Source organism: Methylobacterium sp. E-065 (assembly GCF_022829605.1).
Classification (GTDB): domain Bacteria; phylum Pseudomonadota; class Alphaproteobacteria; order Rhizobiales; family Beijerinckiaceae; genus Methylobacterium.
This window is the reverse complement of sequence record NZ_JAKSYD010000201.1, coordinates 1-12,594: the sequence shown is the minus strand read 5'-3', so window position 1 is coordinate 12,594 and position 12,594 is coordinate 1. Positions and strand designations below refer to the sequence as shown.

21 protein-coding genes and 1 pseudogene are annotated in these 12,594 nt (G+C 65.3%); 7 read left to right on the top strand and 15 right to left on the bottom strand.

Going from position 1 to position 12,594, the window contains the following annotated elements:
- On the bottom strand, positions 1-198 hold a 198-nt coding region (locus MKK84_RS24385; protein ID WP_243924548.1), incomplete at its 3' end, for a MucR family transcriptional regulator.
- Between the two features lie 144 nt (positions 199-342).
- Between MKK84_RS24385 and MKK84_RS24380 the strand changes: the two genes are divergently transcribed.
- From MKK84_RS24380 to MKK84_RS24370, 3 genes are all read left to right on the top strand, one after another.
- Positions 343-582: a hypothetical protein gene (locus tag MKK84_RS24380; RefSeq protein ID WP_243924547.1), complete on the top strand. Its 240-nt coding sequence runs from the start codon at positions 343-345 to the stop codon at positions 580-582.
- A 216-nt stretch (positions 583-798) separates the two neighbouring features.
- Positions 799-1,167: a hypothetical protein gene (locus MKK84_RS24375; RefSeq protein WP_243924546.1), complete on the top strand. Its 369-nt coding sequence runs from the start codon at positions 799-801 to the stop codon at positions 1,165-1,167.
- 310 nt (positions 1,168-1,477) lie between these two features.
- Positions 1,478-2,602, top strand: coding sequence for a branched-chain amino acid ABC transporter substrate-binding protein (locus tag MKK84_RS24370; RefSeq protein ID WP_243924545.1), 1,125 nt, complete (start codon positions 1,478-1,480; stop codon positions 2,600-2,602).
- A 15-nt stretch (positions 2,603-2,617) separates the two neighbouring features.
- On the opposite strand, the gene MKK84_RS24365 is transcribed toward MKK84_RS24370, so the two are convergent.
- The 5 genes from MKK84_RS24365 to MKK84_RS24345 all read right to left on the bottom strand — a co-directional run bounded on the left by MKK84_RS24365 (position 2,618) and on the right by MKK84_RS24345 (position 4,564).
- Positions 2,618-2,869 (bottom strand): hypothetical protein, encoded by a 252-nt coding sequence (locus MKK84_RS24365; RefSeq protein WP_243924544.1) that lies wholly within the window; start codon positions 2,867-2,869, stop codon positions 2,618-2,620.
- 9 nt (positions 2,870-2,878) lie between these two features.
- The gene (locus MKK84_RS24360; RefSeq protein WP_243924543.1) at positions 2,879-3,469 is read right to left on the bottom strand and encodes a hypothetical protein; all 591 of its coding nucleotides are present in this window, start codon (positions 3,467-3,469) and stop codon (positions 2,879-2,881) included.
- Entirely contained in the window at positions 3,466-3,885 is a 420-nt protein-coding gene (locus MKK84_RS24355; protein WP_243924542.1) for a DUF5681 domain-containing protein, read from the bottom strand. Before MKK84_RS24355 ends, MKK84_RS24360 begins: the two co-directional genes overlap by 4 nt.
- 77 nt (positions 3,886-3,962) lie before the next feature.
- Positions 3,963-4,205 (bottom strand): hypothetical protein, encoded by a 243-nt coding sequence (locus MKK84_RS24350; RefSeq protein ID WP_243924541.1) that lies wholly within the window; start codon positions 4,203-4,205, stop codon positions 3,963-3,965.
- The gene (locus MKK84_RS24345) at positions 4,202-4,564 is read right to left on the bottom strand and encodes a hypothetical protein (RefSeq protein ID WP_243924539.1); all 363 of its coding nucleotides are present in this window, start codon (positions 4,562-4,564) and stop codon (positions 4,202-4,204) included. The genes MKK84_RS24350 and MKK84_RS24345 overlap by 4 nt, the downstream gene beginning before the upstream one ends.
- 195 nt (positions 4,565-4,759) lie before the next feature.
- Between MKK84_RS24345 and MKK84_RS24340 the strand changes: the two genes are divergently transcribed.
- Both MKK84_RS24340 and MKK84_RS24335 read left to right on the top strand, forming a co-directional pair.
- Positions 4,760-5,101: a hypothetical protein gene (locus MKK84_RS24340; RefSeq protein WP_243924538.1), complete on the top strand. Its 342-nt coding sequence runs from the start codon at positions 4,760-4,762 to the stop codon at positions 5,099-5,101.
- A 69-nt stretch (positions 5,102-5,170) separates the two neighbouring features.
- On the top strand, positions 5,171-5,431 hold the full coding sequence (locus MKK84_RS24335) for a hypothetical protein (RefSeq protein WP_243924536.1): 261 nt from the start codon (positions 5,171-5,173) through the stop codon (positions 5,429-5,431).
- 74 nt (positions 5,432-5,505) lie between these two features.
- Here the strand turns inward: MKK84_RS24335 and MKK84_RS24330 are convergent, their stop codons facing one another.
- The 9 genes from MKK84_RS24330 to MKK84_RS24290 form a co-directional block, all read right to left on the bottom strand.
- Positions 5,506-5,775, bottom strand: coding sequence for a hypothetical protein (locus MKK84_RS24330; protein WP_243924534.1), 270 nt, complete (start codon positions 5,773-5,775; stop codon positions 5,506-5,508).
- The gene (locus MKK84_RS24325; protein WP_243924532.1) at positions 5,772-5,966 is read right to left on the bottom strand and encodes a hypothetical protein; all 195 of its coding nucleotides are present in this window, start codon (positions 5,964-5,966) and stop codon (positions 5,772-5,774) included. Before MKK84_RS24325 ends, MKK84_RS24330 begins: the two co-directional genes overlap by 4 nt.
- A complete protein-coding gene (locus tag MKK84_RS24320; protein WP_243924523.1) occupies positions 5,963-6,220 on the bottom strand; it encodes a hypothetical protein in 258 nt (85 codons plus the stop codon). The genes MKK84_RS24325 and MKK84_RS24320 overlap by 4 nt, the downstream gene beginning before the upstream one ends.
- Before the next feature lie 9 nt (positions 6,221-6,229).
- Entirely contained in the window at positions 6,230-6,442 is a 213-nt protein-coding gene (locus tag MKK84_RS24315; protein ID WP_243924521.1) for a hypothetical protein, read from the bottom strand.
- Between the two features lie 90 nt (positions 6,443-6,532).
- On the bottom strand, positions 6,533-6,790 hold the full coding sequence (locus MKK84_RS24310; protein WP_243924519.1) for a hypothetical protein: 258 nt from the start codon (positions 6,788-6,790) through the stop codon (positions 6,533-6,535).
- 133 nt (positions 6,791-6,923) lie between these two features.
- Complete coding sequence (locus tag MKK84_RS24305; RefSeq protein WP_243924517.1) at positions 6,924-8,288, bottom strand: phage/plasmid primase, P4 family; 1,365 nt, start codon at positions 8,286-8,288, stop codon at positions 6,924-6,926.
- Positions 8,289-8,371: 83 nt separating this feature from the next.
- On the bottom strand, positions 8,372-9,298 hold the full coding sequence (locus MKK84_RS24300) for a toprim domain-containing protein (protein WP_243924515.1): 927 nt from the start codon (positions 9,296-9,298) through the stop codon (positions 8,372-8,374).
- Entirely contained in the window at positions 9,295-9,750 is a 456-nt protein-coding gene (locus tag MKK84_RS24295) for a hypothetical protein (protein WP_243924514.1), read from the bottom strand. The genes MKK84_RS24300 and MKK84_RS24295 overlap by 4 nt, the downstream gene beginning before the upstream one ends.
- The gene (locus MKK84_RS24290) at positions 9,747-9,938 is read right to left on the bottom strand and encodes a hypothetical protein (protein ID WP_243924513.1); all 192 of its coding nucleotides are present in this window, start codon (positions 9,936-9,938) and stop codon (positions 9,747-9,749) included. The genes MKK84_RS24295 and MKK84_RS24290 overlap by 4 nt, the downstream gene beginning before the upstream one ends.
- Before the next feature lie 447 nt (positions 9,939-10,385).
- On the opposite strand from MKK84_RS24290, the gene MKK84_RS24285 reads away from it, so the two are divergent.
- Entirely contained in the window at positions 10,386-11,054 is a 669-nt protein-coding gene (locus MKK84_RS24285) for a hypothetical protein (protein WP_243924512.1), read from the top strand.
- A gap of 1,238 nt (positions 11,055-12,292) precedes the next feature.
- Positions 12,293-12,454, top strand: a pseudogene (locus MKK84_RS24280) (helix-turn-helix domain-containing protein); the annotation flags it as partial.
- Positions 12,455-12,594: the final 140 nt, after the last annotated feature.

The window sequence follows — 12,594 nt, the reverse complement described above, 5'->3', positions numbered from 1 at the left end:
GCTGATCAGCGCATCCGGCGTGATCGATTTGCGGATCTGAGCGGGGGTCTGCTTGTCGACCATAGGGGCGGCCGGAGCGGCACCCTGGCTGAGACCGGCCAGCGCGGTGTGAACGCCGGAGAGCAGGTCCGGCAGATCGCCGGGTCGGACGGAATTGTTCGACACGTAGGCCGCCACGATCGTGGTCGTCAGATCCATGAAATCGACAGCCTGAGCTTCGATTGTTCCTGCGTTCTCGTCCACGGTGCACCTGATTTTTGAGAAGACAGTACAATCTGTTGTCGCGTAACAAAACGCAATGCTTTATCTTGAGAGAAATATTTTCTTGTAGGTACCGCCGAGATGATGCCGAGCCCCGACCTTGAGCGGTTCGCCACTCTGATCGCCGATAACATCGTCTTTGTCATCGAGCGCGACCGGGATGGAACGCCGTTTCATCCGACCATGCGCGTGACCGTCGTCTCCGTGCTGGTGCACAGCCTTATGCTGGTCATGCCGACCACGTCCAGCGACGCGCTTGCAGCAGCCTGCAATCGCGGCCTCCATGAGGTGGTGGGTGCGATGGGTCTCGGCGGCCCATAGGTCGAGGCGGTCGACCCCAGCGACGGGGCGGTCACGATGCGTGCATGATGAGCAAGCGGGCCGGATCCCGTGACGACGAGGTTCAGCCCTGTGCCGTTCGGCGTTCAGCCGGAGCGACGGGCGTTATGCGTCATACTTAACAGGATCTCCAACACGGCAAGGCTTCGTTAACCCTAAGAACAGCACCCTCATGACGGTAAGCCTGCAGGTGCCGTCATGAACCGTGCCTATCCCGTCAGCGCCGAGGATCCGGCCGGTGATTGTCCGGTTCCAATCAGCACGCTCAGCCAGCTCTACCGCGCGGAACCGGAGGCGCTGGCCGAGCAACTCGGTGGTATCCCCGAGGCGACACGGGCGCGCCTCGCGATCTACCTCTACGGGCGCAATCACACCCGCCACCTTGGGGTGCAGATCGCGGTCACCTGCGAAGGGTCGAGCCTACGCCGTGTGGCCGGTTTCGTCGGGAATGCCCTGTACGATCTCTCGCGGCAGAACCCTGCCCTGTGGTCAGAGGCCAGCCCTTCGAACGGCGGCAAGCGCGGGGTTAGCCTGGCAGGAGCATCAGCTGCAGCTCGGCGCGCATGACCTACTTATAGCCACAGCGCCGGAGCGCCCCTCAGCATCGCGTCGTAGCCGGATGCAAGTTGGTGCAGAGTCGCAGTCGCGAAATATCCTCAGCGCGCGGATCGAACTCTTCCGTCTCGTACGGAGCGGCCTCTCAACAGCGAAAGGCTTCTACACCCGCCAGGATCCGCAGCCCGGCCGCATCGACCTGTAGCTAGAGAACTTAGACGTCTCCTGCTTCGGCTTAGGCACGATGCCCAGCCGAACCCGTCGGCCAAAATCTTGCAATGGCACGAGCCTTTGCCTTTGGGCGACGAATTTCGAGAGCGTCATGAGAGCATCGATCCCGACCGCGCTTCTCCTCGGCCTACTTACAGCTGGTGTCGTACAGGCGGCCGAAGTCAAGCTCGGCATCGCCGCGCCGATCACCGGTCCCAATGCGGCCATCGGTGCGCAGTTCAAGAACGGCGCGAGTCAGGCCGCCGAGGACATTAGCAAGGCTGGCACGATCAAGGGCACAACCTTCGCCGTCTCGGTGGGCGACGACGCCTCCGATCCGAAGCAGGGCGTCTCGGTGGCCAACAAGTTCGCCAGCGACGGCGTTAAGATGGTGGTGGGAGACAACAGTTCCGGCGTGTCGATCCCGGCCTCCGACGTCTACCTCGACGCCGGCATCATTCAGGTCACCCCGTCCTCCACGAACGTGAAGTTCACCGAGCGCGGGATGTGGAACACCTTCCGCACCTGCGGCCGCGACGACCAACAGGGCGCGGTGGCGGGCGCGTATCTCGCCGATCACTTCAAGGGCAAGAAGATCGCCTTCGTCCACGACAAGACCCCCTACGGCAAGGGTCTGGCCGACGAAACCCTGAAGGCGCTCAAGGCCAAGGGCGGCAAGGACGTGATGTACGAGGGCATCAACCCGGGCGAGAAGGATTATTCGGCGCTCGTGTCCAAGCTGAAGTCGGCCAATGTCGATGTCGTCTATTACGGCGGCTACTACACCGAGGCCGGGCTGATCCTGCGCCAGATGCGCGACCAGGGCCTCAAGGCGCCGATGATGGGCGGCGACGGCATGGTCGATAAGGAATTGGTGGCGATCGCCGGACCGGCCGCCGAGGGCACGCTGACCACCTTCCCGCCGGACGCGCGCAAGAACCCGAATGCCAAGGCTGCGGTGGCTGCGTTCAAGGCCAAGGGCATCGATCCTGAGGGCTACACCCTCTACTCCTATGCAGCCGTTCAGGTGCTGGCCAAGGCGATGGCCGAGACCGGCTCCAGCGACGGCAGGAAACTCGCCGACTGGCTACACCAGGGCAAGCCAGTCGATACAGTCGTCGGCAAGATCAGCTACGACAAGAAGGGTGACATCACGCAGCCTGCCTACATCATGTACGAGTGGAAGAAGGGGCCGGACGGTAAGATCGACTACGCCGACCACGAGCTGACGCAGTAAACCTCGAACCTCGCATTAGTGTGCGGTGACGAACCGCTCCGCCCACTCCTCGGCTGTCAGCTCGGGGCTAGTGAGACACAGCACGCCGTTGCTGACCGTCGCGCGGCCCTGTGCAGTCCAGCGCTGCCAGTTCGCCAAGGCGTCGTCCGCTCTGAGGTCTCCGGCCGTGTCGCCGATCGGGTGATCCGAGAGGATGGCGGTCGGGACGCCGACATAGCGCGCCGCTTCCAGACGGGCGAGACGGCGTTCGAGGTCGACGAGGCTCATGCCGGGCCCTCAGTGCGCCGTGATGCGGCCGGCGCGCTGGGTCGCGCGAAACAAGGCGTCATCACGCCCGCGGATCCGGTCACGCACGCCCAGCGTCTCGGTGTAGCAGAGGACGCGCCACAGTCTGTCCTCGGTCAGGGACGCGCGTTCGCTGTTCAGCGGGACAGCGAGAACCGCGCCGATTAGGGCCGCGTCCGTCATGGTGCGTGCCTTCTCGTCGCGCTGGGGCGTGGTGACTTCGATTTCTGCCGGATCGAGCTCAGGTTCGCCGCGCCTCTCGGCCTCGGCGCGAAGGGCCAAGCGCCATCCGTCCTGGAAGCGGTCGACCTCCCCCATCAGAGCCCCGAACTCGACCCGGTCGAACTCCTGCATGTGGTTGCGGGCCCAACGGCTCGCTGGGATCGGGTACTCGACGGGCCAGGCGCAGCGCACGACCGGGTCGCCTTCAGAAACGACCCCGGTGCGGTGAGCATGGTCCAGGGAGGCCTCGATCTCGGCCGGGGTCGATCCCCACGCGACGTAGAACAGACCACGGGGCGGGCGGCGGCTCGCCTCCATCTTGGACAGACGGCGTTCTAGGCTGGCGAGGTTGGCACTCATCCGTTGGCTTCCTCCAAGCGGGCAAGGCGCTCTGCCATCTGCGCAGCCGTGATCGCCTCGATGTGGGCCGAGACCGCTTTGCCGATATCAGCAGCCTCAGACGGTGTGATCTCGCCGGACGCCACGGCGCGAAGCATAGCCTCGGTCGCCTTGGGTAGGTCGGCCGCGGTCTCGATCACCGGAAGGTCGAACGAGATGGACCGATCCCGGCGCGGCGACAGCAGGCGGTCGAGGCACAGCTTCATCGCCGGGCCGTCGCCATCCAAAGCCATCTGAATGGCCCGGCGAGATAGGGCTTCCGCCTCCCCCTCGAAGATCGCCTCCAGAGCGAGCGTGGAGCGGTTGCGGCTGCCCTTGGGGCGACCGTTGGGGTTGCCGGAGCGGCCTTCCCCGAATTGGCTATCCTCTCTCGGCATCGATCAAGCTTTAGGGCGGGCAACCTGTAAACAACAGGCTAAAAACAGGTCGGATAGATAGCACAGGCTATGAGGTTTCACGACTGTGGCTCCACGAGGACGGGCCACACCGCGGCCAGGATGGCGGCTCGCATAGTCGCCCGCCTCGGGTCCGCCGCCGTGATCTCGCGCCGGATGGCGTCGAGGGTTGCAGGGCCGCCGGCCGCGTGCGCCTCGCGGAGCTTGCGGGTGAGGGCGTTCCGAAAAGCGAGGACAGCCGGGGCGTCGTCACCGCGGCGCTCGATGCTCTCCACCAGGGCGAGGATGCTGGCGGTGGTCATGCTGACGGCCCTCCGATCCCGGCCCATGCAGTCTCCAGCGCCATGGCCCGCCAGTCGGCATGCGTCGGGTCCATCTCAGCGATTTCGACAGACAGGGCGACGAAATCCTCGTCCGGGCTCGTAGCGTGCAGGGCGTGACCGATCCGGCGCAATTCAGCGCGGCAGGCGGTGCCGATCGGATCCGCAGCGAGGCCGGCCACGTCGAGGGCGTCGGTGGCGCCGGGCTTGCCCGGATCCATGTACGGGCGGCCGCGGAATGCGGCGAGCCTCGCGGCAAACCGCTCGCGATCGTCCCTTACGATGACACGCAGCAGAGCGTCGGCGGCGGCCTCGAGGCTATCGTCGCTCGCACTGTGCACACTCTGCTCGCTCACGAGCGCGCGAGGCCGTCATGGCTTTGTCCTCCCGATAGGGCCAAGCATCAGATCAGCCAGAGCGCATCCGCAGCACATCAACGACCGTCGCTTCTACATGCGGAGCTGCCGCAGAGCAGCATCTGGACCGAACCTTGCGCAATACCGCATGATCACGTCGCCGACGCGGAACCGAACGCCATGGACTCCTCTGCAAACAAGATCAACCTCCCCTCTGTTCTAACTGATATAATGCAGCCGTGGATTGACGTCGTCGAGATTGCAGCTGCTGGAATGGGCTTGAATGTGATGAAAGTCGCGGCTGAGGTAGTTATGAGCCTACAGCGACTAATCGTAGTAACGCAAGATCTTGAAAACCTTATCGCAGAGGCGCGTCTCGCCTCCGACAATCTGGGTATCAGCTTAAACCAGGATGGAACTGATCACTCTAAGCCTAGGATCGAAGCCATGCAGGGGCTGGACGCCTTGATCATGCAGTTGCGCGAAGCAAAGCTGAACGATCAAGCCAAGGGCTTGGCCTAGACCATAGCTGGTCGGGCGGAACGCGGGCTCATCTAGCTCGTTACCGGCCCGGCTTTGGAGGAAATTGACGTGAAGCACATCATCGCTGGAGGACTGATCGCAGCCGGACTGCTCGCCATCCCGAGCATACCGGCAGTCGCTCAGAGCATCGACATTGGACCGGGCGGCGTGCGGGTCGACCCACGCTCTTCGCGGGAGCGCGAGATCGATGCGGAGCGCCGAGAGAACCGTCGTGAGGAGTTCCGTGAGGAACGCCGAGACGCGATCCGTCGCGAGGAGCGTCGACGTGATCTTGACGATGATGTCCCACGCCCGCGCGACCGGTACTGAAGAACGGTAGACAGGTTGTGATCGGCGGGGAGTGAGCCCCGCCGTTTCTCTGTTTGAGGTCAGGCACGGCCGCCTCAGCCATTCGGTCCTGGCAGAAGATCCGCCCACGCTGCGCACAGGATCGCGGTTCGGGCATCGGCGCGCTCAGGGTCAGCCGCTGCCACCGCATCCACCAGCGCCACCAAAGCAGCATGCCCGCCGGCTGCATCCGCCTCCATACCGGCGCGGAACAGCGCGGACCGGAAGGCGAGGGCGGCCGGTGCCCCCGGGTCGTGACGCTCAATGCCTTGGATCAGGGTGAGGATGCTGGCAGGGGTCGGTGGATCGGGAAGAGCAGCAATCATAGGCGTATCTCCGGCTGGCTTACCTTGAACGGCACGCACAACAGCCCGGCCAGTTCGCGGGCGGCCTCCTCGCCAAAGATAGCCGCAGTTTCAGCTACCAGTTCAAGCCGCACAGGCTCGCTCATGCTCCAGTCGTCGTCGGGATAGTGGTCGGGGCCGGGGCGGCGGGGGTCAGGCTTGCGGCGAGTCATGCGGCATCGTCCTGCATGCTGGTGATCAGGCGGCGCAGCCCGACTTCGCCCACCCGCTGATGATCGGGATCCCGAGAGCCGAGCTGCCCGAGCATGTACGTGGCGAACCGGCGGTCGTGCAGCGTCACGGCGTCGATGTCATCGGCGAGGATACCGCGATGCTCGGCCACACCGCGGCCGGCGCGGATGACGTGAGCCGGGAAGGTCTCGCCGATCGCGCGGACGGCGCCGGGGAAGGGGATGGGCTCTGGCATAACGGCTCCTCAGGCTGCGTCGTCAGGGGTGTGCTGGTGGAAGTTCGGCCAAGGGCGCGGGCGGCTTCTGCGCGCCGTGAGCATCATCACCTTGTCTCGGCGGCAGATGCGAGCGGCGATGCGCTCGGCATCGGCCTGCGCTGGCATGAACCTGCGGTCGATGATGTCGCCGGCCTCTAGCCGCTCAATGCACCAGCGGCCGTCGAGGCGGGCGACACGCATACCGGAACGCCTTTCTTGGGGTCGGACCCAAGGAAGAGGACGCGGGCGGGGCTGGGGGAACGGGATGACGTTGGACACGGCAATCTCCTTTCAGGCGGCACGGGCGAGGGCGGCGTAGGACGCCAGGATCTGGCGGCGGTCTGTAGCGGCGAGGGCGTCGAGGGCACGGCAGGCGGGCTCCAGCGCGGCCGGATCGGCTTCTGCCTGGGCGAGGAGCCGGCAGAGGTTCGCACCGCGCGGTCCGATCAGGAGCCGGGCGGTCTGGCGCAGGGCGCGAAGACGGGCGCGTTGCTCGGCAGGATCGAGGCCAGCGGCGAACGGCCCCCAACGGTCTGCAGGCGCCATCATCGGAGCCACCACGGCAGAAAATGACCGCGCCACGGTTTCCAGGTTTTAGAAACCACCCGTTTATCCGTGAACGCGCGCACGTACACGTATAAGGAGGATGGGGAAGTTTCTGAAATTCTGGAAACCTGAAACCTCATCGGTCGCCCCCGTGGCGGGCATGTTCGGCCGGCGAATTCAGACGGATACCGCGGTAGCCCTTGGTCCTGATGGCCTTGATCTGCACTGGCTCGGGGAAGCCGCGTCGACGCATCGACTCCTTGAAGGTCTTGCCCGTGCCGGGCATCTCTCCCGCCGCTTTGGCGTAGTCGGTCCAGGCGTTGAACAGCACGACCTTCGCCTCGAACTTGTTGACGTTGTCGCGCTCCACATCGCACTGCTCGTCGAGGAACTGCCCGAAGACATCCTGATCCGCGAAGTAGTCCTGCGTCGCGGCTACCACGGAAGCTGGCTTGCAGAGTCCGTTCTGCTGCCAGTCGAGACACCCGTCGATCATCCACCGCAGGATCCCCGGCCACTCGGCGCGAAGCTGTTCCTCTAAGGTCGGATCGGGATGGGTCGGCTTGCGGGTGAACGGCAGGATCAGGAAGCGGCGCCGGATGGCGTCATCGAGGTTCGTGATGGCCGGGGCGTAGTTGCCGAGCACCGTCAGTTTGAACTGCGGCCTGAACTCGAAGCTGTTCTGCCGCATGAACCGGGCGCGGATCGTCTCGCCGCCCGTCAGTGACTTAACCCGAGCCTCGGCCCACCGCTTGCCGGCCTCGGTCTCGGAGGCGGATACCATGCGGGCGCCAGCCAGCGCGGCCAGCTCCTCGGGATGCCGCTCGTGGGGCGACGCGGTGAAGGTCTCCAGCCCCGCGACCTTGGCGTAATCGCCCATGACGCCGCCGACGATGTTGGCGAACACGGATTTCCCGTTGCCGCCCGGTCCGTACAGGAAGGCGAGAGACTGCTCCTGCGTTGAGCCGGTGAGGTTGTAGCCAGCCCACTGCTGCAGGAAGCGCATCAGTTCCTCGTCGCCGCCGGTCGCCTCCTCCAAGAACAGCACCCAGCGCGGGCAGTCGGCGCGGCTGGCTGGCGTCACCGCCGTATTCTTAGTGATGAGGTCTTCGGGTTCGGGTGGACGGATAGCGCCGGTTCGTAGGTCCACCGTCCCTGCCGGAGTACCGAGAACGAACAGGTCGCGGTCCCAGTCGTCGGTGACGACGGCAACCCCCTGGTCGCGGCTGGCGTGTTCCTCAACGCCCTTTGCGAATGCCGCACGGCCTGCGCCCCGCTTGGTGCCTGCGGACTCGTCGAGGGACATCTCGCGGGCCAGATCCCGCGCCCAAGCGAAGGCCCTGCGAGTCTTGTCCTGTTGCCACCGCTGGCCGTCGTAGATGAACCACGACCCGACGGAGTGGTCGTATCGAACCCGCGCACCGTGGCGGCGAATGAATTCGACAGCGACCCGATCCTCCGACAGGATCTCGCCAGCGAGCGCAGCGGCGGCGGCCGCCACGGTCGGGTCGCCCGGCCGGTTGGAATTCGGTTTGAAGGTCTCGCGCCGGAGATCATCGGCGTGCTGATCGTGCTCGCTCAGGCTCATGCTGAGGCGCCTCCCATCACGGCATCGTTGAGGTCTTTGGCTCCCGTGGGGGGCCAGATGATTTCGACGGTCCGTCCAGTAGTGCTCCAGCGGGCGCCGACGGCCTCGACGGCCTTGCGGCTGGCCCCGGCATCGTTCTCGCCGATCACGACGAGGCGCTGGACGTTTGGCAGCACTGGCAGGCGACCGATGGCGCCCGAGGTCCCGAGCGCCCAGATCGGGGCGAGGCCGTAATGCTCGCGGGCGGCGAGGGCGGTCTCGATGCCCTCGGCGACGTGCAGGGTCTCGGTGACGGCCGACATGGGGTCGAGCATCACCGCGGCGCCCTCGGCGGTGCCGAGCATCTTGCGCCCGAGCTTCGTGCCGTCCAGCGTCAAGGCAGTCCTGTGAACCCCGATCACCCGACCCGTGGCGATGCAGGTCAACGGCGCCACCTGCGCGTGCGCGGTGTCCTGCTCCCAGGGGCAGTCCGGGTGGTAGAACAGGGCCGCGCCCGCGATCTCGGCCGGCAGCGTCAGGCGCCGCCGGTTCAGGTGCCGCTCGACCGGCGTTCCGATCGGATCCTGGCCGGCGCTGCAGATGGCCCTGGCCTGGGCCTGACGGCGAGCGGCTGCGGCACGGGCCCGAGCCTCGGATCGGCGCCGGGCTTCGGTCAGACGCCGGATTTCCTCTGGATCGGCCCGACGTGCCGTGCGCCAGTAGTCGTGCCCAGCCCCGAAGCCGGACGCGATGTAGTCGTTGCAGGTCGGCCAGGGGTCGCCCGCGAAGCTGTGGGTCATCACCCCGAGGGGCGAAGTCTCGCACAGCCAGACGGCGAGGCTGCGGTCTTCGTGGCTATGGCCGGGGCCGGGGATGTAGGCGCGGTGTCCGCGGACCTCACCCCCGAACCGGGCCGTCACCTGATGCAGGTCGGTGACGATCATGCGGTGCGCAGCTCCTCGTCGAGCCGATCGGTCAGTGCGGCGAGCCAATCACCCTGTCGGATCGACAAGTTGCCGTGCAGCTTCGCGATATCGGCGAGGAACGTCCGCTCGCGGGCGCTGAAGCTCCACGGGCGGCTCTGGCAGAAGCGGACGCGCTTGCGGTGCTCGACTTCCTGCTTCGGCGTGTAGGCGCGTTTCCAGGCGTAGGCGCCGAACGGGCGGGGCCGTGCGCCAGCGCCCGGTTCTTGTCGGCGCCGACAACTTTCAACGTGTACATTGTCCACGTTAGTTTTGCCGGCCGGGATCGCGGCGGCGAGAGCGTGCCAGTCGAGGCCGGCGGCCTGTAGCTTCCGGCCGATGCCCCGGCAGGCGCCGAGGGCTTCGTGATCGTTCTCGGCCCCGCAGAGGGGCAGGAGAGCGCGGACGCTCTCAGGGATCGGGCGAGGCGTCATCGCGCCACCTGCCAGCTATCGACGGCAGGGAAAGCGAGACCGGCGATCACTGCCGCGAGCGCGGGGCTACGAACGCGGTTGAGGACGGCATGCAGCCGCAGGTCCTCGACGGGTAGCTCGGGCTGGCGGGTAGGAACGGATTTGCGCCGCGGACGGGCAATGGGTTTCGTGATGGTCGTTGGTGTCACGGTTGGCTCCTCTGAGTAGGGAGCCGGTCCGAAAACCCTTGGCGATAGACACCAGATCGCATAGATACAGCGTTGCTGAAGTGCTGTTATGCGATCTGACGCCGGTCCTGGTTCTCGGGGCCGGCGTTTTCGTTAGGCGGCTTGTCGAGGCTCCATTCCGAGGAGCTTCCGAGCCGCATCGTTCGGGATCACGAGTCTGCGCAGGCCGATGCGCCGCGCCTCGATCTCTCCTCGCTGGATCATGTCGTAGATAAGCGAGGGGCTTACCCCTAGCTCCTTCGCGAGAGGGCGTGCCTTCGTGGGCAACCCTGCCTCGACTTCCCGGCGGACGCTCATGTCATGCCCTCCACGTCTTCGGATGCAAGACGTTAACAAGGGCTACCATCTAGACAGGCTGGACGCAAGCGTCGTATTGGATGCGAAGACGTAACCGGTAGGAGCGACGCCGTGGGCAAAAAGTCTGAGCCGGTCGAAACCCCTCGGAAGGGGGTTAACACCCGCATCACCGATGATCTGCGCTTGAGGCTGGAGCGCTCTGCCGCGCACAGCAATCGAACGGTTGGGAGCGACATCGAGCACAGGCTAGAAGCGTCGTTCAAACTGGATTTTGTGAATGAACGCGGTCTTGGCGCGCTTCTTCAGAATGATGCCGCCCTAGATTTCCTGTCCAATGTTGGGGCCGTATTGGACCAAGTGCTTGGGGTAAGCCGAGACAGGAATTTTTCTGAAATTGAGACTCGAAAAGCGATGCGGGCTGCAATGGCGGTGCTTGTCTCAAATCATCTTTGGATGGGGGAGGAAACTCCGTCTGATCCCATCGACCAAGGCGACCGTATCAAGCCGAGTGAACTGCCGCCCGGAAGGCTTGGCCGGCGACTGGCTGTCGATCACATGATCTGGGATGCCACTTGGCACGATCGCGCTGTAGTTGACGACACGCTTGATGGGCGTGTTTCGAACCGGTGGACGGGGGATGGTTCAGCGATTGAATTAGGTGAGCCGCCGAAGCCGAAGCAGCCGCCTCGCAATCTCATCGACCTCTCGCTAGAAGAGATCGAGGCTGATCCTCGGTTTGAGAAACCCGAGAATTTGCACCGCTACAAATCTATCGGCTGACCCCTGCGGGAGATATTTTAAGACACAGCGGACGCCTCGGGCGCAGCCGACAAATAGACTTGTGACACATCGCGACTACCCGTGTTCTACTCCTCGGATGTTTAATTCCGGGGAGTTTCGACGTGCGCGCGGCCCACGATGAGTTCCTAACTCTCCGTCTCCCGGCCGCCATGCGTCGGGATCTTAACGCCGCCGCGCAGGCTGGCGGTGTCCGCTTGTCGGTCGCGACCCGCACGGCCCTCGCGGTAGGCCTCGCCGCGATCCGCACGAGTGATCAGCCCGACCCGCCGCCTCCGGCTGCCCCTGGCGCTCGCACGCATCTGCCGGTGGCAGCGTGATGACCGGCCACGGCGATCAGCCGGAGGCTCTTGAGCCTGATCTGACTGCCTCGTCCCCCGTCGAGGAGCAGCCAGCCGACGACGAGTTCGCGCCCTCTTCTTGGGCGAGGGCAGCGAGGCATGGTCGAACGTGCGGCAGGCTGCTGTTTCGCGGCTGCTGCGGCCGGACGGTCGGGACCTGTCGCCCGTCCAAGAGGCTGACCGGATCCGTGCGTTCGTCCAGGGCGACGGCGCCAAGTTTGCTGAGCACCTGTTCGACGGCGAGGAGCGCGCGCGGCTGATGCGGTACGGGGCGGCCCTGCGCTCGACGGTCTTGCCGAACGGGCTGGCGTCGCCGGATAGTGGGCGCCGCGCGACGGTGGCTCATCTGCTGAACGGGATCCTCGGGGCCGTGGCCTTCAAGGCTACCGGCTCGACGGCCGCAGCCGCAGCGCCGTTCACGGGCAAGATCGGGCATGAGGGCTATCATCGGCGGCCCTGGTGCCTTCATGGCCTCGCGGTCGTTCTCCGGCGGCGCACCTCGGGCTGTGGCCCCGCTCCCGGCCCCTGCCCTCGCCCCGCTCGGCGTTGGCGTTGGGTTGGCTGTCGGGCAGCGGTAGGTGTCAGGCCGCGAAGGTGGCGGCGATCATTCCTGCCGTGAGCATGAGAGAACACCCTATGGGGAACAGGCGCTCTCGCAGCGGCTGACCGCGGGTGAACACGAAACGCCACAACAGCCCGTAGACGATCACGGCACCAAACGCCTCTGCGCAAGCCGCAATCGCAAACAGATCAAACCCGTTTCGGGGCGGATAGTCAGCGCGGTAATAGACGAATGCCGCTGCTGTCAGTCCATAGGTGTGCAGTCCCGCGGTGTGGTGGCATCAGTTTAGCTGAGGTCGCTTCATACCGGGAGGCGTTATGGGACAGGTTCTTCACGGCTGCGCCACGACCACGCACGCGGTCAGAGCAGCGCTACAGCGATCGAAAGCTCCGCTCAAAGAGCTTGCCGCACAGCATGGATTGAACCCCAAGACGGTCTCGAAGTGGCGCAAGCGTGCCTTCGTGCATGACGCGGTGATGGTGATCGTCCCCCTTTGAAGTGGTCCGCCCTGAAGTATGGCTTTTGCGCCGACAGAGGACGGAATCGATGGCCCAACGACCCAAGCCCGAGGAGATCGTGAGCAAGCTGCGTCAGGTCGACGTGCTGGTCTCACAAGGAC

Coding starts and splice junctions, on each gene's coding strand:
- MKK84_RS24380 (WP_243924547.1), top strand. CDS start 343: ATGATGCCGAGCCCCGACCTTGAGCGGTTCGCCACTCTGATCGCCGAT.
- MKK84_RS24375 (WP_243924546.1), top strand. CDS start 799: ATGAACCGTGCCTATCCCGTCAGCGCCGAGGATCCGGCCGGTGATTGT.
- MKK84_RS24370 (WP_243924545.1), top strand. CDS start 1,478: ATGAGAGCATCGATCCCGACCGCGCTTCTCCTCGGCCTACTTACAGCT.
- MKK84_RS24365 (WP_243924544.1), bottom strand. CDS start 2,869: ATGAGCCTCGTCGACCTCGAACGCCGTCTCGCCCGTCTGGAAGCGGCG.
- MKK84_RS24360 (WP_243924543.1), bottom strand. CDS start 3,469: ATGAGTGCCAACCTCGCCAGCCTAGAACGCCGTCTGTCCAAGATGGAG.
- MKK84_RS24355 (WP_243924542.1), bottom strand. CDS start 3,885: ATGCCGAGAGAGGATAGCCAATTCGGGGAAGGCCGCTCCGGCAACCCC.
- MKK84_RS24350 (WP_243924541.1), bottom strand. CDS start 4,205: ATGACCACCGCCAGCATCCTCGCCCTGGTGGAGAGCATCGAGCGCCGC.
- MKK84_RS24340 (WP_243924538.1), top strand. CDS start 4,760: ATGGACTCCTCTGCAAACAAGATCAACCTCCCCTCTGTTCTAACTGAT.
- MKK84_RS24330 (WP_243924534.1), bottom strand. CDS start 5,775: ATGATTGCTGCTCTTCCCGATCCACCGACCCCTGCCAGCATCCTCACC.
- MKK84_RS24325 (WP_243924532.1), bottom strand. CDS start 5,966: ATGACTCGCCGCAAGCCTGACCCCCGCCGCCCCGGCCCCGACCACTAT.
- MKK84_RS24320 (WP_243924523.1), bottom strand. CDS start 6,220: ATGCCAGAGCCCATCCCCTTCCCCGGCGCCGTCCGCGCGATCGGCGAG.
- MKK84_RS24315 (WP_243924521.1), bottom strand. CDS start 6,442: ATGCGTGTCGCCCGCCTCGACGGCCGCTGGTGCATTGAGCGGCTAGAG.
- MKK84_RS24310 (WP_243924519.1), bottom strand. CDS start 6,790: ATGATGGCGCCTGCAGACCGTTGGGGGCCGTTCGCCGCTGGCCTCGAT.
- MKK84_RS24300 (WP_243924515.1), bottom strand. CDS start 9,298: ATGATCGTCACCGACCTGCATCAGGTGACGGCCCGGTTCGGGGGTGAG.
- MKK84_RS24295 (WP_243924514.1), bottom strand. CDS start 9,750: ATGACGCCTCGCCCGATCCCTGAGAGCGTCCGCGCTCTCCTGCCCCTC.